The 22,977-nt window shown below is 60.6% G+C and carries 18 protein-coding genes and 2 pseudogenes; 10 read left to right on the top strand and 10 right to left on the bottom strand.

The genetic code is table 11. The features are described from left to right. Position 1: 1 nt before the first annotated feature. The 3 genes and pseudogenes from B0B13_RS03645 to B0B13_RS03635 form a co-directional block, all read right to left on the bottom strand. The gene (locus B0B13_RS03645) at positions 2–361 is read right to left on the bottom strand and encodes a DUF3564 family protein (protein WP_076794608.1); all 360 of its coding nucleotides are present in this window, start codon (positions 359–361) and stop codon (positions 2–4) included. A gap of 89 nt (positions 362–450) precedes the next feature. After that, complete coding sequence (locus B0B13_RS03640) at positions 451–759, bottom strand: DUF1488 family protein (RefSeq protein WP_076794377.1); 309 nt, start codon at positions 757–759, stop codon at positions 451–453. Between the two features lie 129 nt (positions 760–888). Continuing rightward, a pseudogene (locus B0B13_RS03635) lies at positions 889–1,123 on the bottom strand (YXWGXW repeat-containing protein). A 314-nt stretch (positions 1,124–1,437) separates the two neighbouring features. On the opposite strand from B0B13_RS03635, the gene B0B13_RS03630 reads away from it, so the two are divergent. Both B0B13_RS03630 and B0B13_RS03625 read left to right on the top strand, forming a co-directional pair. Next, positions 1,438–1,989 carry an NADPH-dependent FMN reductase gene (locus tag B0B13_RS03630; RefSeq protein ID WP_076794376.1) on the top strand — a complete coding sequence of 184 codons (552 nt, stop codon included), beginning with the start codon at positions 1,438–1,440 and terminating at the stop codon, positions 1,987–1,989. Between the two features lie 1,028 nt (positions 1,990–3,017). Further along, positions 3,018–3,623 (top strand): hypothetical protein, encoded by a 606-nt coding sequence (locus tag B0B13_RS03625; RefSeq protein ID WP_237574049.1) that lies wholly within the window; start codon positions 3,018–3,020, stop codon positions 3,621–3,623. 206 nt (positions 3,624–3,829) lie between these two features. Here B0B13_RS03625 and ahpF read toward each other — a convergent pair whose 3' ends face one another. From ahpF to B0B13_RS19725, 4 genes are all read right to left on the bottom strand, one after another. Then, positions 3,830–5,425: an alkyl hydroperoxide reductase subunit F gene (gene ahpF / locus B0B13_RS03620; protein ID WP_076794375.1), complete on the bottom strand. Its 1,596-nt coding sequence runs from the start codon at positions 5,423–5,425 to the stop codon at positions 3,830–3,832. Positions 5,426–5,502: 77 nt separating this feature from the next. Further along, the gene (ahpC, locus tag B0B13_RS03615) at positions 5,503–6,066 is read right to left on the bottom strand and encodes an alkyl hydroperoxide reductase subunit C (protein ID WP_076794374.1); all 564 of its coding nucleotides are present in this window, start codon (positions 6,064–6,066) and stop codon (positions 5,503–5,505) included. A gap of 638 nt (positions 6,067–6,704) precedes the next feature. Further along, a complete protein-coding gene (locus tag B0B13_RS03610) occupies positions 6,705–7,487 on the bottom strand; it encodes a putative hydro-lyase (protein ID WP_076794373.1) in 783 nt (260 codons plus the stop codon). A gap of 128 nt (positions 7,488–7,615) precedes the next feature. Further along, positions 7,616–7,801 carry a carbonic anhydrase gene (locus tag B0B13_RS19725; protein ID WP_353615409.1) on the bottom strand — a complete coding sequence of 62 codons (186 nt, stop codon included), beginning with the start codon at positions 7,799–7,801 and terminating at the stop codon, positions 7,616–7,618. 228 nt (positions 7,802–8,029) lie between these two features. Here B0B13_RS19725 and B0B13_RS17045 point away from each other — a divergent pair, with 228 nt between their 5' ends. Further along, the gene (locus tag B0B13_RS17045) at positions 8,030–8,596 is read left to right on the top strand and encodes a class I SAM-dependent methyltransferase (protein WP_083703633.1); all 567 of its coding nucleotides are present in this window, start codon (positions 8,030–8,032) and stop codon (positions 8,594–8,596) included. An 11-nt stretch (positions 8,597–8,607) separates the two neighbouring features. Here the strand turns inward: B0B13_RS17045 and B0B13_RS19720 are convergent. Both B0B13_RS19720 and B0B13_RS17675 read right to left on the bottom strand, forming a co-directional pair. Further along, positions 8,608–8,958 (bottom strand): annotated as a pseudogene (locus tag B0B13_RS19720) (alpha/beta fold hydrolase); the annotation flags it as partial. A gap of 331 nt (positions 8,959–9,289) precedes the next feature. Then, positions 9,290–9,649: a hypothetical protein gene (locus B0B13_RS17675; RefSeq protein ID WP_139337293.1), complete on the bottom strand. Its 360-nt coding sequence runs from the start codon at positions 9,647–9,649 to the stop codon at positions 9,290–9,292. A 46-nt stretch (positions 9,650–9,695) separates the two neighbouring features. On the opposite strand from B0B13_RS17675, the gene B0B13_RS03600 reads away from it, so the two are divergent. Beyond that, positions 9,696–10,319 carry a GNAT family N-acetyltransferase gene (locus tag B0B13_RS03600; RefSeq protein WP_076794371.1) on the top strand — a complete coding sequence of 208 codons (624 nt, stop codon included), beginning with the start codon at positions 9,696–9,698 and terminating at the stop codon, positions 10,317–10,319. 54 nt (positions 10,320–10,373) lie between these two features. On the opposite strand, the gene B0B13_RS03595 is transcribed toward B0B13_RS03600, so the two are convergent. After that, entirely contained in the window at positions 10,374–10,598 is a 225-nt protein-coding gene (locus tag B0B13_RS03595) for a hypothetical protein (protein WP_076788657.1), read from the bottom strand. A gap of 542 nt (positions 10,599–11,140) precedes the next feature. Here B0B13_RS03595 and uvrA point away from each other — a divergent pair. The 6 genes from uvrA to B0B13_RS03560 all read left to right on the top strand — a co-directional run bounded on the left by uvrA (position 11,141) and on the right by B0B13_RS03560 (position 22,962). Further along, positions 11,141–17,068 (top strand): excinuclease ABC subunit UvrA, encoded by a 5,928-nt coding sequence (uvrA, locus tag B0B13_RS03590; protein ID WP_076794370.1) that lies wholly within the window; start codon positions 11,141–11,143, stop codon positions 17,066–17,068. 686 nt (positions 17,069–17,754) lie between these two features. Next, a complete protein-coding gene (locus B0B13_RS03580) occupies positions 17,755–18,531 on the top strand; it encodes an SDR family NAD(P)-dependent oxidoreductase (protein ID WP_076788225.1) in 777 nt (258 codons plus the stop codon). A 301-nt stretch (positions 18,532–18,832) separates the two neighbouring features. Beyond that, complete coding sequence (locus tag B0B13_RS03575; RefSeq protein ID WP_076794368.1) at positions 18,833–19,732, top strand: LysR family transcriptional regulator; 900 nt, start codon at positions 18,833–18,835, stop codon at positions 19,730–19,732. A gap of 271 nt (positions 19,733–20,003) precedes the next feature. Then, positions 20,004–20,276 (top strand): hypothetical protein, encoded by a 273-nt coding sequence (locus B0B13_RS03570; protein ID WP_076794606.1) that lies wholly within the window; start codon positions 20,004–20,006, stop codon positions 20,274–20,276. A 346-nt stretch (positions 20,277–20,622) separates the two neighbouring features. Beyond that, positions 20,623–22,083 carry a DegQ family serine endoprotease gene (locus B0B13_RS03565; protein ID WP_076794367.1) on the top strand — a complete coding sequence of 487 codons (1,461 nt, stop codon included), beginning with the start codon at positions 20,623–20,625 and terminating at the stop codon, positions 22,081–22,083. A 279-nt stretch (positions 22,084–22,362) separates the two neighbouring features. After that, a complete protein-coding gene (locus B0B13_RS03560) occupies positions 22,363–22,962 on the top strand; it encodes a TetR/AcrR family transcriptional regulator (RefSeq protein ID WP_076788220.1) in 600 nt (199 codons plus the stop codon). Positions 22,963–22,977: the final 15 nt, after the last annotated feature.

Here is a 22,977-nt window from a genome sequence, read left to right as displayed (position 1 = left end):
GTTAGTGGCGCAATTCGCTGGGCTCGGTCGGTTCGACTTCGCAGTTGACCGTCTGCAGGTGCCAGCGGCCGTCCACGGGCTCACCGCTGCGGAGGCTGACCCAGGCGGCGGCGCCATGCTCGATCGCGGCGCGCACGCCACGCCCGAAGCGCAAGCCGTGCAGCGTGCACAGTGGGGCGTTTTCCTCGGGGCCGCACAGCAGCATCGTGTCGTCCTCATCGCGCAGCCGTCCCCATGACGGCAGATCGATGCCACTGTGCGATTCCCGTGACCAGACGCGTTCGTCAATATCGGGCCACAACACCGCGAGGTCGTCGCGAGTCTGCGGGTCGCTACCGTTAACTAGGATTGTCAAGCGCATCGTGTGCTCCTTCGCGGTTGCGCACAGACACCGTTTGACCTCGACCGTGACCGGTGATCCGGCGTAACCAACGTGATAGAGGCGCGGCGTCAGCCACACTGTGTCGCGCGTGCCGCTTCGCGGCATTGCTGGAAGCGCAGGTAGCCGCTACGCAACAAGATCTCGTTGAAACCCGAACCTTGAAGCACGTTAAATGCGGCATGCTCGATCGCCGCGCGGTGCCGGTCGAACGCCGCCAACAGGTCGCCCGGATCGGTTGACTCCGCGCCGAAATGGTCCTCGAGCGCTTCTGCCGAGATCGAGCAATCGACTTGTCGGTCATCGACCTTCGCGGTGAACCCCACGGCCAGATTCCAGTCGCGGAATTCCGGCGGTGTATTGACGAAAATGATCTCCATGATAGGCTCCCCGCGTGGCGCGGACGGGGGCGGTGCGCACGGCCGCGCCACGGCGCATCATCCAGGGCTGGGCGGGCTGCCAGCCCTAATTGAATGATCGTAGCCACTAACACGCGAAAAGCAAGAAGATTAATCATTGGGCGCCCAGTGTCCGCGCACCCATTTCCAGTGATCGTAGTCCCACACGATAGTGGCCCTTAGTCCAATGGTATCCCGGCATGGGACCGCCCGGTACCATCTCCACGACGGGGGCCGGTTGCGGCGGGCGTGCGGGCTCCACCACGCACGCGGCAAGCGCGGCGGGTACGGCTGCGGTGAGCACGAGCGCGCGCAGGCGCTGAATCGTCGGGATGGCATATTCCATGCGAATTCTCCTGTGAATTAGTCGGGGCACCGGCGTAAAGACGGCGCCTTTCCGTAGAACAATGGCTCAGGACGGCCATGCGCGTACATCACGGTTGTATGCAAACGCCTGAAGGTGTAACGGGTGATTGCGCCGATGCAGCATGCTGACGCGCGCAGCGCGTGTGAGCCTGGGCAATGTTGGCCGATGTTGTCCGAATGTATCGGACGCGCTGCTCGATACTTTTATTCAGCGCCGCTATAGTGAGGAGAAGTCGCGCGCGATGGTCAGTATGGGCGTGCATTGTTCTATCCACCCGTTCGAAGGAGGGCGTGATGGCCTACAAAGTTGCGGTAATAGTCGGAAGTATCCGCGTGGATTCGTGGAACAAGAAGCTCGCGCATGCGCTCGCGCGGCTGGCGGGCGACCGGCTCGAGTGCCGGTTCATCGATATTGCCACGTTGCCATTGTTTAGTGAGGATCTGGAAGTGCAGATGCCGGAGCCGGTCAGCCGGCTAAAGCTTGACATCGAGGCGGCGCAGGCGTTGTGGTTCTTCACCCCCGAGTACAACCGCGGCCTGCCCGGCGTGTTGAAAAACGCGATCGACTGGGCCTCCCGTCCGTATGGCAAGAGCTCGTTTGCTGGCAAGCCGGCTGCGGTGGCAGGCGCTTCAATTGGCACGATCGGTACGGCGATCGCCCAGCAGCAGCTGCGCAACGTACTGGCGTACCTAGATGTGCCCACGCTCGGTCAACCCGAGGTCTTCCTGCACGTCAAGGACGATACGTTCAATGCCGATGGCGACATTGCGAACGCCAGAACGAAGCAGTTCTTGCAAGGTTTCGCCGATCGCTACGTCGAATGGCTGGACAAGTTGCTGAAGTGAGTGCTGACTGCGCGCATCGGCCACGGCGGTGACCAAGGCGCCGCGTAGTCGCGCCTCGGTTTTTACGCCTTCCGCGACGAGGATGCCACGCAGCATCGCCCAGCCAGGGCAGTGGCCGGGCAGCATGCTTTCCAATGCCGCGCTGTCAGCAATGATGTTCCAACCCGCTGGTCGGTCGTGGCGGCTCGGCGAGCGCTCGCCGAGGGTACAACGTAGTCGCTGACCACGCGATGGCCGACGTTCTGCAAGTCGAAGAATTGGCGCGGGCCATTTGAGATCCGAACGAACCCTACCAGGCGAGCGTGATGCAGATAGGCGGCCCGACATCCCGAAGGTGAGAGCATTCGGGACAGGGGCGTGGGATGCCGGTGCGACGCAGCAGCGGGCGCCGCAAAGGTGAGGTTATTCGGGAGCCCTTGAGCGCCGATGCCGTAAATCAGGCCCACGTACGGGCCTGTCGCATGGCGCGCGATGAATCGCACCGAGCGGGCGCTTTGCTACCGTGACACGACATCAACATCGGGTATGCCGCGCATGCTGTATCCTGCATGGATGAAGCCGGTTATCAATCCATTGGTAGCGGAGCAACGTTAAACGCGGATGGCACACTGGTCGAAAGGATGTTATGCGGATTCACCGCAAAGGTCGCCGTTGTGCATGATTATGCGATCACGTATATGGACCATCGTTCAGCGGTCTCTAACCTATCCCGCGAAGAAGTATAGAGCATACGCTGTCGCCATACTGTGACGCAGCGCCGCAGGGGTGACGCGGTGCCGCAGAACTGTCAGCCGAATCTGAGGTATCGTTGTTTTCAAGGCGGTGCAGCATTTTTTAATTAGAAATGCTAGTCAATAATCATGAGATCGTCGAGACTTCGCTAAAAAGTATTTTATATCGCTATCCTGAATATTGGTTATGTGAGAAAACCTAATCTGATTGAGCATGAATGACATTGTTGAGACATTACATGTTGCATTTCCGTCAAGTCAGATGCCTTTGTTTGACAGTTTAGTAGTGAGGCCCCCATGCAAGTTAATACGATTAATCCAGGCTCGTCGCAGGTGGATTCCTTGTCGTTTCACAATGAGCTGAATACACGTAGTGAAGTCGCGGGACAGGGGCTAGCACGTGCCGGTTCAAAGCCAGATGGAATGTTGGCTGAACTGCCCGCGCTCGCGTGCCGCAAGTCGATGGCAAGACGCAGAAACGTGACGAGCCAGGCCGCCGTCTTTGCCCAGCATCCTGAAGCCAAGTATTACCCTCCCGCGGTGCGACAGATCAGTGGCCTATTGGAGAAACAGAACATTGGCATATCAGATCACGCGCATGACGAGGTCATTGCGAATATGAAAGGGTTGTGCTCCGGTACGCAAACCTATACGGGGGCGCATCTGGTCGAAAGCAGGGTATTCGGACGCGATGCTATTGAACATCTCAGGTCGGGTGAGATGTATCTTGCTTCGGTAAATTGCTTCGGTTCGGTAATTAATGGTGTGGCATCGATGACAGTTGGACCGGCGCATGATTTCGATGATGCCAGACGGTCGTCGGACCCTCAAAGGGCCGCACGTGCGTATGCCAGTATCGGTTGGGACTTCGAGACACTGCCGTCGCCGACACCGCGCGGTTGACATGGGCTATCGCGGGTGCCGTTTGTGGCCAATATGTTCGGCTACGTTCCCCGGGCGCCGCCCGCTGCCGGTTGGCCATGTTCCGGAGGCGATTCGCCGAACATCGCGGCAAGCGAGGGCGTTCCCCCACCTTCACTATCGGGTCATTCTTCAGCGTTCACCGTCATGGATGCCGGGGCGGCCACCCCCGCCCCGGCACTCTGTCGTCACGCCGCCTGCAATTTACTGGCGGGCAACGGCTCGATCACCACCGGGTCGGCATGACGGATTAGGTGTTCGAACGCGCCGAGCGACGCTTTCGCTCCTTCGCCAATGGCGATCACGATCTGCTTGAACGGCACCGTGGTCACGTCGCCGGCAGCGAATACCCCAGGTACCGACGTTGCCCCCTTGGCATCGACGACGATTTCGCCGTGCGTCGACAACTCGACTGTGCCCTTCAGCCACTCCGTATTGGGTACCAGGCCGATTTGCACGAACACGCCCGCCAGTTCGATGTGTTGCGATTCACCTGTGCGAAGATCCCGGTACGTCAGCCCGTCCACCTTGCTACCGTTGCCCATGATCTGGGTAGTCTGTGCTTGTGTGATCACCGTGACGTTGGATAGGCTGTGCAGCTTGCGCTGCAACACCGCGTCGGCGCGTAACTGGGGGCCGTATTCGAGCAGCGTGACATGACTGACGATGCCCGCCAAGTCGATGGCCGCCTCGACGCCCGAATTGCCGCCTCCCACGACGGCGACACGCTTGCCTTTGAAGAGGGGCCCATCGCAGTGCGGACAATAGGCGACGCCGCGGTTGCGATATTCTCGCTCGCCTGGCACGTCGATCTCGCGCCAACGCGCGCCGGTGGCGAGTACAATGGTTTTCGCCTTCAGCACCGCGCCGCTGGCGAGCCGCACCTGATGCACGGGGCCGGGAATCAGTGCGTCGGCGCGTTGCGTATCCATGATGTCGACGTCGTACTGTGTTACGTGCTGTTCGAGCGCCGTGGCGAACTTGGGTCCTTCTGTTTCCTGCACCGACACAAAGTTCTCGATGGCTAGCGTATCGAGCACCTGCCCGCCGAAGCGTTCGGCCACCATCCCCGTGGCGATACCCTTGCGTGCGGCGTAGATGGCCGCAGCCGCGCCCGCCGGTCCGCCACCGACGATCAGTACGTCGAACACTGGCTTGTTCTGTAGCGACTGCGCCGTGCGCTCACTTGCGCTGCTGTCCAGCTTGGCGAGGATATCCTTGATGCCGCTGCGGCCCTGACCGAACAGCTCGCCGTTTAAGAACATCATGGGCACCGCCATGATTTGCCGGGCTTGGACCTCATCCTGAAACAGCGCACCATCGATCGCGACATGCCGGATGCGTGGGTTGATCAATGTCATCAGGTTGAGCGCTTGCACGACTTCCGGGCAGTTTTGGCAGGATAGCGGAAAATACGTTTCGAACTGGTAGTCTCCGTCCAGTTCACGGATCTGCTGAATTAGCGCATCGTCGAGCTTCAATGGGTGTCCGCCGGTTTGCAGCAGCGCAAGCACCAGCGACGTGAACTCGTGGCCGAGCGGGATGCCCGCAAAACGGATGCCGCTGGGCTTGCCCGGCTCACCAATCGAGAACGACGGCTTGCGCGGTTCGTCGTCACGCCGCACGTTGACACGGATGTGGCCGGACAGCGACGCAATATCGTCGAGCAGCGCGAGCAGTTCGCGCGACTTGTCGCTGTCGTCGACCGATGCGACGATTTCGATTGGTCGGTTGACCTTTTCCAGGTACGTTTTGAGTTGACTCTTCAGGGTTGCGTCGAGCATGTCAGTTCTAATTGGTAGATATTGGGGCACGCGGCGCCTTCGTGGTAACGGCGCCGCGCGTCATGCGGTGTCTTGCGTCATATCTTTCCGATCAGGCCCAGCGACGGCTTGAGCGTTTGCGCGCCGGGAGACCATTTCGCAGGGCAGACTTCGCCCGGATGCGCAGCGACATACTGGGCCGCTTGCACCTTGCGTAACAATTCACCGGCGTCGCGGCCGATGCCGTTGTCATGGATTTCGCATAACTTGATTTCGCCTTCTGGGTTGACGACGAACGTGCCCCGTAGCGCCATGCCTTCCTCTTCGACGAGCACCTCGAAGTTGCGCGAGATCGCCTGCGTCGGGTCGCCGATCATGGGATAGGCGATTTTGCCGATCGTGTCCGACGTGTCGTGCCACGCTTTATGTGTGAAATGCGTGTCGGTTGATACGCTGTAGATCTCGACACCGAGATGCTGAAACTCAGCGTATCGGTCAGCCAGATCACCGAGTTCGGTCGGGCAGACGAAGGTGAAATCGGCCGGATAGAAGACGATCATCGACCACTTACCCTTGAGTGTCTGGTCGCTGACCGGCACGAATTGACCGTTGTGATAGGCGGTTGCGTTGAACGGCTTGATCCGGCTGTTGATGATCGACATTCGGTCCTCCTGTTTGTAGGGTTTCGATCCAGGACTCCAGTATGTCGGCGGCAGGATGTTAGGTAAATTTGATTAGTTTTATAAATGCAATTTATATATTCTATTAAGTGACGCCGACGTCTGAACCGCCTCATGCCGCCGGCAGCGCAGGATAGGGCAGCAGGGCAGCAGGGCAGCAGGGCAGCAGGGCAGCGGCGCGGTGAAGGCGTCGATCAGACGCTGCCCGAGCTACACATGCGCTGGGCTAGACACGCCTTAACAGGTATGTCCAGCCGAATTCGAGGTTCAATGGAATCCATCGTCGATGGTGCTCTATATCGTGGCATAACGCTACGATGTTGCTGAGCCTGCGGGCATTGACCGGACCGACCGTTGCCAACGAAAACCCGATTCAGCAAATTTTGTCCACATGTAGCCTGTAGTTTTCTGTGTTCAAGCTGACATCTTCTGATGCGGTCTGCGTTACCTCGACGAATGACTTCGATCCTACGTCCAACAAAGCACTGTTAGCGGCCACCGAAGCCTAGTAAAACTGCATGAAACGCTCCGCAGCTTTGATGATAGGCGGATGACTCCGTCGCCGAGTCTGAGAGTCGGCAATGAAGTGTCTTCGTGGAGTCGATAGCGTCTGCAACCTGTCAGGATAAAAGCGTTTCAATTGAGATGTCCGTAATCAACATGTGCCCCGCAGCATGACCGATAGCAAACGGAAGCTCAGCTGCCATCACGGCGACTTGCGGGGTAAGCCCGCAAGCCCAAAAGACAGGAATTTCACCGGTTCGCACGGCCGGCAGCCCGGGGAAATCAGGCTGGCCAACATCTGTGATTCCGATTTCCAAAGGATTGCCAAAGTGAACCGGCGCACCGTGTACCTGCGGATAACGACTTGTGATTTCGATAGCTTGAATGGTTTGCGCCACGCTGAACGGGCGCATCGAAACAGCGAGTTTTCCGCCAAAGGGGCCGCTTCGATGATTATCGATGTTCGAAACGAACACAGGAGCGCTTCCGCCTAACTCAATGTGTCGCACGGGTAAACCGTTTTTCAAAAGCAGATGATCGAATGAAAACGAGCATCCGAGTGCAAAAACGACGAGGTCACCTCTCCACACCTTATTGAGGTCGGTCAGTGAATTAGAGGGCTTGCCGTTTCGATACACGGTGTATCGCGGTAGGTCAGTTCGAATGTCAATGTCCTCGCCTAACGTTGGCAAGTTCCAGCTGCCAACTTCTCCGACGGCAAGCAATGGACACGCGCGCGGATTTAGTGCGCAAAACCTCGCGAAATCAGCGGCATATTCGTGTGGAAGAATCATCAGTTTCGCTTGCACATAGCCTTCACAGTATCCGGCAGTTGGCTGATCATACAGACCAGCCCGTGCAGCGCGCCGAAACTCGTATGGGTGAGTGTGCTTGTCCATGCCTCTCTCCGGTTAACAGATATTGATTTCAGCGATTTCCCCAATGCGCGTAAGTACAGCCGAATAGAGGGTGTTCAGCGAGTCTGAATCGCCCCTATTGAAATTTCGGCGTTGCAGTAACCCATCCACTAGCGAATACACCATGGTAGTTCACCAGCTACGTCGGCACATCTAGTTGCGTCGTGGCCGCCCAGAAGGAGGGAATGACGGTGGAGGATGTCGCGAACGTGAAATATCCAGTGGTTTGCAAGACCCATCCGAGTACCGGCCAATGCGGCATGGACGTCGTCGCAATCAAGGTGCCTGGCCACCATGACATGCTTCGCTTTAAGCACGTCAACCGCAGCCAGCGTTACGCGTTCTGACGGCAATAGGAGCACTGAGCTGCCTGGCAACGCCGCCTATGGCGGCTGCTTTGCCGACAAGCTACGTCGGCAGTGCTTCGATCGGTTCGCGTTCGGTTTTGTCGGCACAGGTCGGCGTCCTTACGATTCCGGCGTGGAAGAGTCACTTGGCATGCCGAATCTTGAAGAGGAAGCGATATGGAAGCGCAACTGTTGTCGACGGATCATCGGACCGGTGATCTGAGCCGCCAGTACGATTGCTTCCCTGACAGTTATGCGCAGGATGCGCAAGACCAGAACCAAGACAGTTCACGCCTATTCCACGGCCTGGTGCCCGGCGACCTGACTGGGTTGACCGTGCTGGACATCGGCTGCGGCGCGGGCGACGATTTGCACGCACTCGGTGCGCGAGGCGCGACGTTGTTCGGCGTGGAGCCGGCGGCGCAGTTATGCGAGCTTGCGCGACGCCGCAATCCGGGCGCGACTATCGTGCAGGCAAGTGGCGAGTCGTTGCCATTCGACGACCAGGTATTCGACGTGATCGTATCGAAATGGGCGCTCCAAACCTCACCCGATCTTGCCGCGATCCTCGCCGAGATCGAGCGCACCATGGTGCCTGGCGGATCGCTGGTCGTGCTGACCAAACACCCGTTGCGACAGTACTTGGAGAGATCGATACATTTGGTCATGGCATCGACTATTTCGTTCAGCAAGTCGTCGCATCGCGAATTTTCGATGGCCAGATCACGCTTGCGCGCCAGGTAGACGCCGCGCAACAGAAATCCGCTACAGCGTTGCGGATGCGTGCTGCCATAGGCGAGTGCGAGCGTCGTGCCCCATGAGCCGCCGAACACGGCCCAGCGCTCGATCCGCAAGTGTTCGCGCAGTTTTTCGATATCGCCCACTAGATCCACGATGCCGTTGTGCTCTAGTTCGCCGAACGGCGTGGAGCGACCGCAGCCGCGCTGGTCGAAGAAGACGATCCGCCAGCGCGTCGCATCGAGATGGTCGGCCCAGCCCAAGCTCGTCGCGCCGCCGGGACCGCCGTGCAGCACGACGATTGGCTGCGCCTGCGGATTGCCTAATTCGCGCCAGTAGATCGAATGGCCGTTGCCGACGTCAAGCATGCCTTCGGCATCGCTTGTTTTCTGCACCGTCTTGCTGGGGTTGCCCATGTATGGTTCGCCAGGGTTTGCCAATGTATCTGAAAGCATAACCGGCTTGACGAATTTTGTATTAGGTACTGCGTTGCCGGCGCGCCGCATGCGAAGTCGTTTCGGCACGGTAGCGCGATGCCGCGCTACCGTGCCACGTCCTGCATAGGCCATGCAATGGAGAATGTCGTGCACAAGAAACGAGCGATGCTGTTGGCCGCGATGGCCCTTGCGTACGCGCTTCGATGCGTGGCCGTGGAGCCTGGCACCATGCAGCACGGAAACGACGATTGGCGCATGCGCATCAGCGACAGCACGAGCGAGCGGGCACGTCTTGATCAGCAGCGGTACTGGCGGCAATATAACGATCGACAACGATACTGGCGCCAATATAACGATCAGCAACGGTATTGGCGGCAATACAACGACCGGCAACGATACTGGCGCCAATATAACGATCAGCAACGATACTGGCGGCAATATAACGATCAACAATGACATTGACGGCAATACAACGATCAATATCGCTACTGGCGCGAATATAACGAGCGCAGCACGATCGGCATCTGCGCGGCCCGTGGTAGCCACGCGGCCTGACGGCGCGGCGCGCGTCGCGGCGACGGTCGCCGCTATTTTTACGGTATTTTTTCTTGCGACGCCACAAAACCGGGCTCTAGACTTCGTACAACTGATTCAATGTGGGAGGTCGCATGTCATTGCAGCGCGCGTATGTCGATGATAGCAAGGCGTGGACAGTCGGACGAGGCATCACACTCAGACGGTTCGACCCACGCGTGGATTCCTATGCGTCGTTGACTGCCATGCTGCATCGTGCATTCGCTCGCCTTGGGGCCATGGAGCTAAACTGCGCCTGCGTCGGCCAGTCGGTCACCTCGACGATGCAGCGTGCGCAGGCCGGCGATTGCTTCGTCGTAGCATACGGCCCTACGCCAATTGGCACAATGACGTTGTACGCACGCGATGCCGAGTCCGCATGCGCTTACTATCGGCTGCGTGATGTTGCGACGCTGCGTCAGTTTGGCATCGATCCGGCATGGCAGGGACGCGGGCTCGGCACGATGCTGCTGGCGTTCGCCGAGCATTGGGCGGCCACCCGCGGCTACGCGGCGCTTGCGCTCGATACCCCGTATCCGGCATCGCACCTGATCGCGTTCTATCGTTCACAGGGATTTCGCTTCGTAGACGTGATGCGATTTGCTGACAAGTGCTATGACAGCGCCATCCTGAGCAAACCACCGGTTGCGGCACGGATGCTCGGTCAGTGGGATCGGCGACTGATGCTGGCGCGGCGCACGTTGGCCGGGGCCGCATAAGCGTGGCAGCGCCTATCCAGCGCATGGTTCGCCTTCGATCGCGTTGCTGGCGCATTATGTCCCATGGAATACAAGGGGCAGTGTTGAAGCGAGATAGAGGCCCAGTCCGAGCGTCGGATGGCCTGTGCCGATCGTTGCCGTTGCGATGACGACGCCGGTCAGCGCCAGCGCGTCCAGCCATCGGCGCACGCGCAGGCGGCGGTGAAGTGTTTGCTGCCTTTCGCGGCCTTTTTCGCTGCTATGGCGGATCGAATATTTCAAGACGGACAGATCAGACATGGCGTTCTCCAAGTGGGAATCTGCATTGTCCACTCGCCAAAAAACGGTGTGTAAATGTTCGGCTGGCTGCCGTAAAAACGACATCTATAGCCGGATGTCGGCCGGCTGCAGCAGCGGGCCAGCGCCGGGGCACGGTTGAGTGTCGGGCGCGCGCCCCCTCTTGGCGTTTTTTATATGCACGCGCCGGAGTTTTCTGACATAGGGGGTTGGCGTGCTGCAATGGCAGCATGGACTCAATGGGCACTCGCATAACGTCAGCACAAACACGGGCATCCGACGTGTCGATTAGAATGCGCACGTGGTATCTGTGGATCGTGCGAGACGATATCGTGGCGCCGGGCGCAGGCGGCCGCCTGTCTCATCAATGTCACGTGTGACGGGGGTAGCGGTTGCGTGGCGCGTCGGTCGTGGTGCGGCGTAGGCGGATGCGACGATCTGTCGCCTAGTGCGGCCCGTCATGCTAGTCGCTGATACGATCCTAGAAGACAAAAATACTGTATGCGTGTACAGTATCGGGGAATACCCTAAAATGGTCGGATAAATTGTCTTCCTCGAACTCAATCCGTATCCGTGGCGCACGCCAGCATAACCTGAAGAACCTCGATCTTGACTTGTACCCGGGCGAGATGACAGTGGTGACCGGACCGTCGGGCTCCGGCAAGTCGAGTCTCGTTTTTGACACGCTATATGCGGAAGGGCAACGGCGCTATGTCGAGACTTTCAGCGCGTATGCGCGTCAGTTCCTAGACCGCATGGACCGGCCACAAGTGGACCGGGTCGATGGCGTGCCGCCGGCCATCGCGATCGACCAGACGAATCCGGTGCGCAGCTCACGTTCGACCGTCGGCACGATGACCGAGTTGAACGACCATCTGAAATTGCTCTATGCGCGTGCTGCGGAACTGTTTGACCGGCAGACCGCGCAGCGGGTGCGCCACGATACGCCCGAGACGATCTACGCGGAGCTTGTTGAACGCACGCGCGAACGTAATCCACGGGTGATCATAACATTCTCGGTTGAACTGCCGGACACCGCAACGGAGGCGGAAGTCGAACAGTGGCTGTCGGCAAGCGGTTATACGCGCGTGCATGCGCAGCGCGTGGTTGCCACCGCGTCCGGTTCCCGTAAGCTGCTGGACGTCGTGGCGGACCGTTTCCGCGTGCACGACGCTGACAAGGCGCGAGTCGTGGAAGCGATCGAGACGGCGCTCAAGCGCGGCGGCGGACGCGTTGACGTGCAGGTGCCTGAGCACAGTGACGTGCCCGCGCAGACCTGGCGCTTCTCAACCGGCCTGCATTGCCCGGATAGTGATTTGCGCTACGCGGAGCCGCAGTCGGCATTGTTCTCGTTCAATTCGGCCTATGGCGCGTGCGACAAGTGTCGCGGTTTTGGCCGCGTGATCGGCATCGACCTTGGACTGGTGATCCCAGACGAGCGCAAGTCGCTGCGTGATGGCGCGATCAAGCCGATGCAGACCCCCGCGTGGAAGGAGTGCCAGGACGACCTGATACGTTACGCGGCGCGCGCGGGCATCCCGCGTGACACGCCGTGGGCGCAGTTGTCCGCGCAGCACCGCGATTGGGTGATCAACGGCTCGCCGGATTGGGACGGCGATTGGCAGCAGCAGTGGTATGGCGTACGGCGTTTCTTCGATTATCTGGAATCGAAGTCGTACAAGATGCATATCCGCGTGCTGCTGTCGAAGTATCGCAGCTATACGCCGTGCGATACGTGCGGCGGCGCACGGCTCAAGACCGACGCGCTGCTGTGGCGGCTCGGCACACAAGCCAACGCGGACATGGTGTTACCGCGCGAGCAGCGGTTCATGCCGCGCGGCGTTGACTGGACGCGTGCGCAGCTCGAAGCGTTGCCCGGCTTGACGATCCATGATCTGATGCTGATGCCGATCGAGCGCATCCGCCGTTTTTTCGACGAGCTAACGCTGCCGAGTCTGTTGCTCGACGATGCACTGAAGCTGTTGTTGGCCGAAGTGCGGACCCGCTTGCGCTACTTGTGCGACGTCGGTCTGGGCTACCTGACGCTGGACAGGCAGAGTCGCACGCTGTCCGGCGGCGAGGTGCAGCGGATCAACCTGACGACCGCGCTGGGCACGTCGCTGGTCAATACGTTGTTCGTGTTGGACGAGCCCAGCATCGGCTTGCACCCGCGCGACCTCGGCCGGATCGTGGAGGCGATGCAGCGATTGCGCGATGCCGGCAACACACTGGTGGTCGTCGAGCATGATCCGCTCGTGATGCTTGCGGCCGACCGCCTGATCGACATGGGCCCCGGTCCGGGCGAGCGCGGCGGTACGATCGTCTACGATGGCACGCCGGCTGACGTACGCGACGCGTCAACGTTGACCGGCGCGTATCTGGGCGGCCGCAAGCGTGTCGCCGATGCGTCCGAGTGGCTGCGTCGACCCGTCGATGCGCAGACGCGAAGACTAGTGCTCGAAGGGGCGACTGAGCACAACTTGCGTGACGTCACTGTCGAGATTCCGCTGCAGAGGCTGGTGTGTGTGACAGGTGTGTCCGGCTCCGGCAAATCAACGCTGCTGCAGGATGTGCTGCACCCGGCCCTGGCGCGCCACTTTGGCAAGCCGACTGACGCGCCGGGCGCTTATCGTGCGCTGCGCGGCGCCGACGCACTGGGCGACGTCGTGTTCGTGGACCAGTCACCGATCGGCAAGACGGCGCGGTCGAACCCGGCCAGCTATGTGGGCGCGTTTGACGAAATCCGCAAGCTGTTTGCCAAGGCGCCGCTCGCGCTGCAGCGCGGCTACACGGCCGGCACATTCAGTTTCAATGCCGGAGACGGGCGCTGTCCGACATGTGGCGGCTCGGGTTTCGAGCATGTCGAGATGCAGTTCCTCAGCGACGTGTACCTGCGCTGCCCGGATTGCGACGGCAAGCGTTATCGCGCGGAAGTCTTGGATGTGAAGATCGAGCGCACGGCGCCAGGCAGCGCGTCGCGCCACCTGTCGATCACCGACGTACTGGGGCTGACGGTCAGCGAGGCGGTGGCGCTGTTCGCCAGCGATACGGAAGTGCTGCGCGTGTTGCAGCCGATCATCGACGTCGGGCTCGAATATGTGAAACTCGGGCAGCCCGTGCCGACGCTGTCCGGCGGCGAAGCGCAGCGGCTCAAGCTTGCCGGTTTTCTCGCCGAGACCGCGCCGAGCCGGGGGGCGGGCGCCGTGCCGGCACGGTTATTCATGTTCGACGAGCCGACCACCGGCTTGCACTTTGACGACATCGCGAAGCTAATGCGTGCGTTCGGTAAGCTACTCGAGCGTGGTCATTCACTGATTGTGATCGAGCACAACCTTGATGTAATCCGTGCGGCGGATTGGCTGATCGATCTCGGTCCCGGTGGCGGTGATGCGGGTGGCAAGCTCGTGTGCAGTGGCACGCCAGAAGAGGTGAAGCGCTGCGCGCAGTCGCACACGGGTCAGGCGCTGCTGCAATACGATCGGGCATTGCAGGCAGGCGGCGACAGTGCGGCGTTGTCCGGTCCGCATGGCGTGAACGAGTCGTCGGTGCCGTACCTGGCCGGCGAGGCCGCTGCCGCCGGCGTCGCGCTGCAAACGGCATTGGCAGCGGCGCGGGTGCGACGCGCGAGCACTGAACAGGCGGTGCGGATCGTTAACGCGCGCGAGCACAATCTGAAGTCACTCGATGTTGATATCCCCCACGGTAAGTTCAACGTGGTCACTGGGGTGTCGGGCTCAGGCAAGTCGACGCTCGCGTTCGACATTTTGTTCCATGAGGGGCAGCGCCGCTATCTCGAGTCGCTGAACGCGTATGCCCGCTCGATCGTGCAGCCCGCGGGCCGGCCGGAAGTCGACGCGGTGTATGGTATTCCACCGACCGTCGCAATCGAGCAACGGTTGTCGCGCGGCGGCCGCAAGAGCACGGTCGCGACGACATCCGAAGTGTGGCACTTCCTGCGTCTGCTGTATGTGAAGCTGGGCGTGCAGCATTGTGTGCATGACGGCACGCCGGTTGCGTCGCAGAGCATCGAGTCGATCGCCGCACAGTTGCTGCGTGACTACAAGGGACAGCATATCGGCTTGCTCGCCCCACTCGTCGTGAACCGCAAGGGCGTCTATACAGACCTGGCCAAGTGGGCGAAGGCACGGGGTAATACGCACCTGCGTGTTGATGGTGCGTTTGTCAGTGTCGATCCGTGGCCGAAGCTGGACCGCTTCCGCGAGCATACGATCGAACTGCCGGTCGCCGATCTGGTCGTGTCGGCGGATCACGAAGGTGAGTTGCGGCGCCTGCTCGCGGACACGCTCGAGGTGGGCAAGGGAGTGATGCACGTGCTTGCGCCGCTGGATGGCCTGCTCGACGGCATGACACGCGGCAGCTCGGGCGCTGATATTGGCGCGATCAAGGTGTTCTCAACCAAGCGCGCATGCCCGGTGTGTGGCACCAGCTATCCTGAGTTGGATCCGCGTATGTTCTCGTATAACAGCAAGCATGGCTGGTGCACGACATGCGTGGGTACCGGTTTAAAACTGACACGCGAGCAACGCGCCGCGTTCGATGACACGGTCGTTGGCGGTGATGATCGTGGTCGTGAGCAAACGCTGCCTTCGGAGGAGCAAGAGCCCGAAGGCGTCGGCGATAAACCTTGCCCGGATTGTGGCGGCACGCGGCTGAACGACGTGTCACGGGCGATCACGTTTGCCGGTCAGCCCATCGTTGCCGTCGCGCAGTGGACGGTATCGGATACACGGCACTGGATCAGTCAATTGCGGATGGGTGGGCGCGATGCGGAGATTGCGCGCGATGTCGTCAGCGAGATACAAAGTCGGCTCGAATTTCTCGAAGAGGTCGGGCTGGGCTACCTGAGCCTGGATCGCGCGGCACCAAGCCTGTCCGGTGGCGAAGCTCAACGCATCCGCCTTGCCGCGCAGCTTGGCAGCAACCTACAGGGGGTGTGCTATGTGCTGGACGAACCGACGATCGGACTGCATCCGCGTGACAACCGAATCTTGCTGGATGCGCTGCGCAAGCTCGGCGAGAAGGGCAACACGCTGGTCGTCGTCGAGCACGACGAGGACACGATCCGGCGCGCGGACCATATCATCGACATCGGGCCCGGCGCCGGCAAGCGCGGCGGTACGCTCGTCGCATCCGGCCGTGTCGCCGACATCGCGGCGGACCCGCGGTCATTGACGGGCCGCTATCTCGCGCAACCGATCGTGCACCCGTTGCAGCCGAGACGCGCTGTCGAGGCGGCCGGCCGCACGGCGCCGTCACGTTGGCTAAGCGTGCAACGCGCGTCGCTGCACAACCTGCGCGATGTGACGGTCGAGATTCCGCTGGCACGGCTGGTCGCGATCACGGGCGTATCGGGTTCCGGCAAGTCAACGCTCGCTCGCGATGTTCTGATGGCGAACCTGCTCGATGCAGTCGGGCGCTCGGTGCTGTCATCGCCAGCGGAGCGTCGCGCGCGCAAAGCGGCGCAGGGTGACGCCGACAACGTGTCGGCGCGCGCCCGACGCGCGAGCGTGCTAGCACGCACCGACGCCCGTCCGCGTATCAGTGTCCGTCATCTGTGGCGCGGTTGTGAGTCGATTACCGGCTGGGACAGCATCGATCGGGTGCTGGAAGTGGACCAGACGCCGATCGGCAAGACGCCGCGCTCCTGTCCGGCCACGTACATTGGCGTCTGGGATGCGATCCGCAAGCTGTTTGCGCAGACGTTGGAGGCGCGGGCGCGCGGCTACCAGGCATCGCGCTTTTCGTACAACACTGGCGACGGCCGTTGTCCAGCGTGCGAAGGACAGGGCGTGCGCACGATCGGCATGAGCTTCCTGCCGGACGTCAAGGTGCCGTGTGATGTTTGTCACGGGCAACGGTTCAATCCGGAGACGCTGGCTGTCACGTGGCACGGCCGCAGCATCGGTGACGTGCTGACCATGGAGATTGACGAGGCAGTCGAGTTTTTTGGCGCGATTTCATCGATTGCCCATCCGTTGCAGTTGATGAAGGACGTGGGTCTGGGCTACTTGACGTTGGGACAGCCGTCGCCGACGTTGTCCGGGGGCGAGGCGCAACGCATCAAACTCGTCACCGAGTTGAGCAAGGTCCGTGATGACGTCGCGCGACGCGGCCAGCGCGTCCCGCATACGCTATACGTGCTTGATGAGCCGACGGTCGGCCTGCACATGGCCGATGTCGCGAAGCTGATCCACGTGCTGCACCGGCTCGTCGATGCCGGGCACAGCGTCGTCGTGATCGAGCACGACCTTGATGTGATCGCCGAGGCGGACTGGATCATCGACCTGGGCCCGGAAGGCGGCGCCGGCGGCGGGACGGTGGTGGCCGCCGCGGCGCCCGAGGCGCTTGCAAAGGTCCGGCACAGCCATACCGGCGCGGCGCTCGCACCGGTGCTCGCACGCCAGCGGGCGCTACAGCACGACGTCTCGTGCGGCGATCGCCGCACGGGTTGACCGGATGGGCGGCAGGCCGCGCTGTGCGGCCTGCTCATGACCGTTGCGCAACCAATCGACACAGAGGTGACATGCGGCAGCCATTCACCCAGCAATCGGATCGCGGCGTCGGTTTCCATCGATTGCAGTAGCGCGATCGTTTGCAGCAGCGATGCCTCGTCGTGAGCTAAATCGTTTACGCAGCGACAGCGCATATTCAATGGACAACATGATGCGCGGAACAACGTGCGCATCAGAATATCGAACTGTCTGATGCCGTCGTGGCGCACGCCGCGGCACGAAGCGTGGCACGAAGCGCGGCGATACGATTGAGATGCTCATCTCATTCATATGAGACGTCCCATGATTATGACTCGGCTCTCTCAACGCCATGCTGGACAAGGTCCGCGTTGCATCGGCCGCTTTTCGCGTGCGAGGTTGGCGCGTCAATACGTTCCGCTTCCAACACCGAGAGGTGTCTTCTGGCGTTCGGAAGCATTTATTTCATATGCGCCAATGTCCGTGATGCCACGCTCTTCGCGCGTAGACAATGATCTGAGATGCGCTGGCATACGTCTTGCCATATCATCGCGGGCCGAACGGGCGTGAATGGGTGGCCCATCCGCTGATGGCTGACGCGCTTTGCACGCCGCGCGGATGGCTCTAGGCGGTCCGGGACAGACAGGACACTTTGAAGGAGGCGTGAGATGAGTGAACCGTTGCAGGGTCAGGTCGCTGTGGTTACAGGAGGGGCGCGCGGAATTGGACGCGGTATTGCATTGGAGCTTGCGCGAGCTGGCGCCGACGTGATGGTGGCCGATTTGCTCGACGCACCCATGGCGGAGACGATAGCCGCCTTACGGGCTCTGGGGCGTCGTGCGACATCAAGAAAGGTGGATGTCACGCAGTCTGCCATGGTTAATGCCATGATCGCGCAAGCAATCGACGAACTCGGCGGACTCGACATCGTTGTGAATTGCGCCGGCGTGCTCAATATTCATCCCGTCTCCGAGTTGAGCGAAAAGGACTGGGACTTCGTGATGGATGTCAACGCGAAGGGGACATTCCTTGGTTGTAAGGCGGCACTACCTTACATGAAGTCGAAGCAGCGTGGACGTATCATCAATGTCGCATCGATTGCGGGCAAGGAAGGTTTTCCGAATCTTGCCCACTACAGTGCTTCGAAATTCGCGGTCGTTGGGTTGACCAATGCGCTGGCAAAGGAGGTCGCCCGCGAGGGTATTACAGTCAACGCGATATGCCCAGGCATCGTGCGGACCGACATGTGGGACCGGCTTTCCGACGAATGGAAAAACGACGGAGAGTCGGTGGAGGAATCATGGTCGCGTCATCAATTGACGCTGATTCCGCAAGGCCGTGCACAGACACCGGAGGACATGGGCAGGCTCGCCGTATTCTTTGCGACCATGGAGAACGTCACAGGCCAGTCGGTTAATGTGGACGGAGGGTTTACTTTCCACTGACAAACCATTCGCTATAACGCGCGAGGGCTGATCATTCAGGCGGCGCTTCGGCGTGATCCGGTGTGCGTTGTAGGCCTGCCGGGGCGGCATCATTGCATGTCGCCCAGTAGATGGCTGCCTGAACCTGATAATCAAAGCTACGCTTTATACCATTCTATGTGGCCTCGGCGAGGGCCAGGTGGGACCGTTCAGCACATCGTGACGGTGATTGCGTGGCGTGTGTCCATTCGGTTAGCCGGCGACGGCGCTGCGCCGAACCCGCTATCATCTGCGCGTCGGTCTTATCAACAGGAAGGGCAGCGTGGACAGATTCACCAGCATCCGGGTGTTTCGTGAAGTCGCTGAAGCGGGCAGCTTCGTGAAGGCGGCCGAGCGCTTGAATATCTCGACTGCGATGACGAGCAAGCATATCGCCAGCCTCGAGCGTGAACTCCATGTCCGGTTGTTGAACCGCACTACGCGTCACATGAGCCTAACCGAGGCAGGCAGCGTATATTACGAACAATGCTGCGAGGCCCTGGACATTCTGCAGGCCGCTGAAGCGGCGCTTGGCGCACAGAGCAGCCAGCCGCAGGGTGTGCTGAAAGTCTCGGCGCCGGGCTGGTTCGCGACGCGGCGATTCGCGGACTTGGTCGCGGCTTACCAGCACAGGTTTCCCCATGTGTTGATCGACCTGCGACTGGAGAATCGCTTTGTCGACCTAACGCAGGAAGGCTATGACATGGCATTGCGCGCCACCTCCGAGCCGTCGCCGTCGTTGATCGTGCGGCCATTGTGCGAAGTGCCGTTCCTGCTAGTGGGCACACCCGATTATCTGGCTCGGCATCGCATGCCTCGCGAGCCGCTCGACATCGAGGCGCACCGGATCGTGCTGCCGAACTATACGAACCTGGACAGGGTTGAGCTGTCAGGGCCGCGTGGGCGGTTCACCATTAGAAACCGCGCGGTGCTCAAGACCAACGACACGTCGATGGCGCTGCAATGTGTCAAGGCGGGGCTGGGTTTGGCGTACCTGCCGGAGTGGATCGTCGTGACTGAGTTGCGCGACGGCGCACTGCTCAGGCTGCTGCCAGACTATGCGCTGTTCTCGCCGCGCGTGTACGCGGTCTACACGAGCCGCAAGTACATGACGTCGAAGGTGCGCACCTTCATCGATTTTTTGTCCGAGGCACTGGGCTCGGACGGGGCCGTGCCTCGATGACCGCGCGCACCGCGTGCCGCGTCCCAGGGCTTACCCATAGACGACCACGGCGAAACAGATCCGCCCAAACATCACGACGAGCGAAAAAGCAATTTGCTCGAACCCCCTGAACGCTGACGCATTGCCGTATTTTGTGTATCGAGCCAATATGATATCGTGAATAAGCGTTATGATCTAAGCGTCAGGCCGGAGTCCCGACGTCGCGCCAATGTCTTTCCAAGAGGGGACGATAGGCGGGATGGATAATCGGATCCTTGAACAGGAGAACGGAATGCGGGAAGAATCGAGCCCCGGTGGGCAGTCGTCGTCAGGCGCGCGTGGCGAGCGGCCGGATGTCGACCATTTGGATGCCGCGCTCAATCACGTGAACACACAGCTTTCGTCGGGCCATATCGCAGCCGGCGCAGCCAAGGGCATCCTGTACAGCTTAATTGAGACACTGGGGGCGCTGGTCGGTGATCCGGACCTGCCGGATCACGCGCGTTCGGGTTACGAGGGATTGCTGGAAACGGCGCGGGCGTTGCGCGCGCGGCTTGGCAAGTAACGCCGGCTGCGTGACTCACGGCCAACGCCGCCTGTCATCCCTTTCGTTTCCGCAAAAGGCTTGTCAACCAGTCGGCGCCTGGCCATCGCGCGTCTGCACGCGCACGCTGCCATGGCGGAGGCGAGCGGCTCTGCCGCGACCAATAGCCCGTACGCTTTCAAGTCGTCTCGAAAACGCACCACGCCGCTCATACACCTCGCGTTCCGCCTCGAGGCTGTGCTCGCTTTGCTGAAGGATACACGGCATTGCACAGCGATCCTGACGATCTCGATTTTAAGACAGATTTAAGCGGCCGCTCCTATTCTGGCAGGCATCATAGCAGTCATTCCGACAAGGAGCGCAATCGATGAAAACCAAAGTCCTGTCGCGTAGCGCCGTTGCCGTCGCGGTGGCGGCCGCGTTATCAGCCGGGTACTTCGCTGGACGCAAGGACATTGAGCCTGTGCAGTCGGCCCATGCCGTTCCGATGATGCCGGCCGAAGCCGCCGCAAAGACCGGCGTACCCGATTTCTCCGGGTTGGTTGAAACGTACGGCCCGGCGGTCGTCAACATCAGCGCAAAGCATATCGTGCGGCAGGCCGCGCAGCGCGGCTTGCCGTTGCCAATCGACCCGAGTGATCCGTTCTTCCAGTTTTTCCGCCGCTTCTACGGGTTCGGCGGCAACCTCGGCCCGCAGCAGGAGGTGCCGAGCAGCAGCCTGGGTTCGGGCTTCATCGTCAGCAAGGACGGATATATCCTGACAAACGCGCACGTGATCGACGGTGCGAACGTGGTGACCGTGCGACTGACCGACAAGCGCGAGTTCCGCGCGAAGGTGGTGGGCAGCGATAAGCAGTCCGATGTGGCGGTGCTCAAGATCGACGCGAGCAACCTGCCGGTGGTGAAGATCGGTGATCCAAAGCAAAGCAAAGTTGGTCAGTGGGTTGTTGCGATCGGCTCGCCGTATGGTTTTGACAACACCGTGACGTCGGGCATCATCAGCGCGAAGTCACGTGCGCTGCCGGACGAAAACTATACGCAGTTTATCCAAACCGATGTGCCGGTGAATCCAGGCAATTCAGGTGGGCCGTTGTTCAATCTGCAGGGTGATGTGATTGGGATCAATTCGATGATTTACTCTCAGACCGGTGGCTTCCAGGGCCTGTCATTCGCGATCCCGATTGATGAGGCGATCCGTGTGAAAGACCAGCTAGTGAAGACCGGTCACGTCAGTCGTGGGCGGTTGGGTGTGTCGGTGCAGGGTGTGAACCAGGCGCTGGCAAACTCGTTTGGCCTAAAGCAGCCGCAGGGTGCGCTGATCAGTTCGGTCGAACCCGGTGGACCGGCTGCGAAGGCCGGGCTGAAGGCAGGCGACGTGATCTTGCAGGTCAATGGCGCGCCGGTGCTAAGCTCATCGGGACTGCCCGCGCAGATCGCCGCGATGCAACCGGGCACGACTGCAAAACTGCAGGTGTGGCGGGACAGGAGCACGAAGGATGTCAATGTGACACTGGGCGCGTTCGCAAACGACAAGGTCGGGTCCAACGATGCGCAAGGCGCGACGCAGGGACGGCTCGGTGTTGCGGTGCGCGTATTGACGCCGCAGGAGCAACGCGCAGTGCAAGCTCACGGCCTACTGGTGCAGGATGTGGCGGGCCCGGCAGCAGCTGCCGGCGTGCAGCCTGGCGACGTCATCCTGGCGGTGAACGGCCAGCCGGTCACGACGCCCGCCCAACTCGCATCAAGCCTCTCGCGGGCCGGTAGCAGCGTTGCGTTGCTGGTGCAGCGCGACAACGCACAAATCTTTATACCGGTTGACCTCGGCTGAGCCATGATGCGCCGTGGCTGCAGGGCCGGCCGCGGTGCGAATTGGAAATGCAACCGCCTGGCCATGCTCGTTGCCGCCGATGCGCCGTGCACGGCGGAGCCAGGACAGCAACGTGAGCACGTCCAATCTCTTGGCACCGCTATTAAGCCAGCGTTTTGGCACGCGAGTTGCCAGATTACTGAAAGGGCCGTCTTACACGCCAGACAAGGCTCCGATGCAAGTATGGAGCCAAGTAACCTTTTCTAGACGACTGGTCTACTAAACGCTACGATTACGTTTATGAGTGCAAATACCGCTGCCGACGTGCGGCAACATATCCTCGACACGGCCAAGCCCATTATGCTTCGTAAGGGCTTTTCGGGCGTGGGTCTGAACGAGATTCTAGCGGCTGCTGGCGTGCCAAAAGGTTCGTTTTACCACTATTTTGATTCAAAAGAGGCATTTGGCGAGGCGTTACTGGATGCTTATTTCATTCACTATATCGACCGCGTTGATAATCTTTTTGAACGCACGTTGGGAACGGCTGCCGAGCGGTTGATGCGCTACTGGGCCGATTGGCAGGCGATGCAAGTGAGTGATGACCCGTATGGCAGGTGTCTTGCAGTCAAGCTTGGCGCCGAAGTCTGCGACTTATCCGAGGCGATGCGTGACGCACTCAGGCGAGGTACCGACCAGATCGTGCAGCGGCTCGCAGCTTGCATTGCGGCGGGCATTGATGATGGCTCGTTAAAGGTGGAGCTTGATCCGCAGCCAACTGCTGCGACATTGTACGAGTTGTGGCTCGGCGCGACGCTGCTGGAAAAGATTCGGCGCGATGGCACTGCGTTGGACGTGGCGATGACAATGACACGTCGCATGCTGCAGTTGCCGGCAGAGTGACAGCGCCGGGCGTGG

This window comes from Burkholderia sp. b14, from assembly GCF_900156195.1.
Taxonomy (GTDB): domain Bacteria; phylum Pseudomonadota; class Gammaproteobacteria; order Burkholderiales; family Burkholderiaceae; genus Mycetohabitans.
Note: the sequence above shows the minus strand (reverse complement) of the source record. Positions and strands in the feature narration are given on the sequence as shown.

Coding starts and splice junctions, on each gene's coding strand:
- B0B13_RS03645 (WP_076794608.1), bottom strand. CDS start 361: ATGCGCTTGACAATCCTAGTTAACGGTAGCGACCCGCAGACTCGCGAC.
- B0B13_RS03560 (WP_076788220.1), top strand. CDS start 22,363: ATGAGTGCAAATACCGCTGCCGACGTGCGGCAACATATCCTCGACACG.
- B0B13_RS03565 (WP_076794367.1), top strand. CDS start 20,623: ATGAAAACCAAAGTCCTGTCGCGTAGCGCCGTTGCCGTCGCGGTGGCG.
- B0B13_RS03625 (WP_237574049.1), top strand. CDS start 3,018: ATGCAAGTTAATACGATTAATCCAGGCTCGTCGCAGGTGGATTCCTTG.
- ahpF (WP_076794375.1), bottom strand. CDS start 5,425: ATGCTCGACGCAACCCTGAAGAGTCAACTCAAAACGTACCTGGAAAAG.
- B0B13_RS03640 (WP_076794377.1), bottom strand. CDS start 759: ATGGAGATCATTTTCGTCAATACACCGCCGGAATTCCGCGACTGGAAT.
- B0B13_RS03580 (WP_076788225.1), top strand. CDS start 17,755: ATGAGTGAACCGTTGCAGGGTCAGGTCGCTGTGGTTACAGGAGGGGCG.
- B0B13_RS03630 (WP_076794376.1), top strand. CDS start 1,438: ATGGCCTACAAAGTTGCGGTAATAGTCGGAAGTATCCGCGTGGATTCG.
- B0B13_RS03570 (WP_076794606.1), top strand. CDS start 20,004: ATGCGGGAAGAATCGAGCCCCGGTGGGCAGTCGTCGTCAGGCGCGCGT.
- B0B13_RS19725 (WP_353615409.1), bottom strand. CDS start 7,801: ATGGTGGCCAGGCACCTTGATTGCGACGACGTCCATGCCGCATTGGCC.
- B0B13_RS03595 (WP_076788657.1), bottom strand. CDS start 10,598: ATGTCTGATCTGTCCGTCTTGAAATATTCGATCCGCCATAGCAGCGAA.
- B0B13_RS03610 (WP_076794373.1), bottom strand. CDS start 7,487: ATGGACAAGCACACTCACCCATACGAGTTTCGGCGCGCTGCACGGGCT.
- B0B13_RS17045 (WP_083703633.1), top strand. CDS start 8,030: ATGGAAGCGCAACTGTTGTCGACGGATCATCGGACCGGTGATCTGAGC.
- ahpC (WP_076794374.1), bottom strand. CDS start 6,066: ATGTCGATCATCAACAGCCGGATCAAGCCGTTCAACGCAACCGCCTAT.
- B0B13_RS03600 (WP_076794371.1), top strand. CDS start 9,696: ATGTCATTGCAGCGCGCGTATGTCGATGATAGCAAGGCGTGGACAGTC.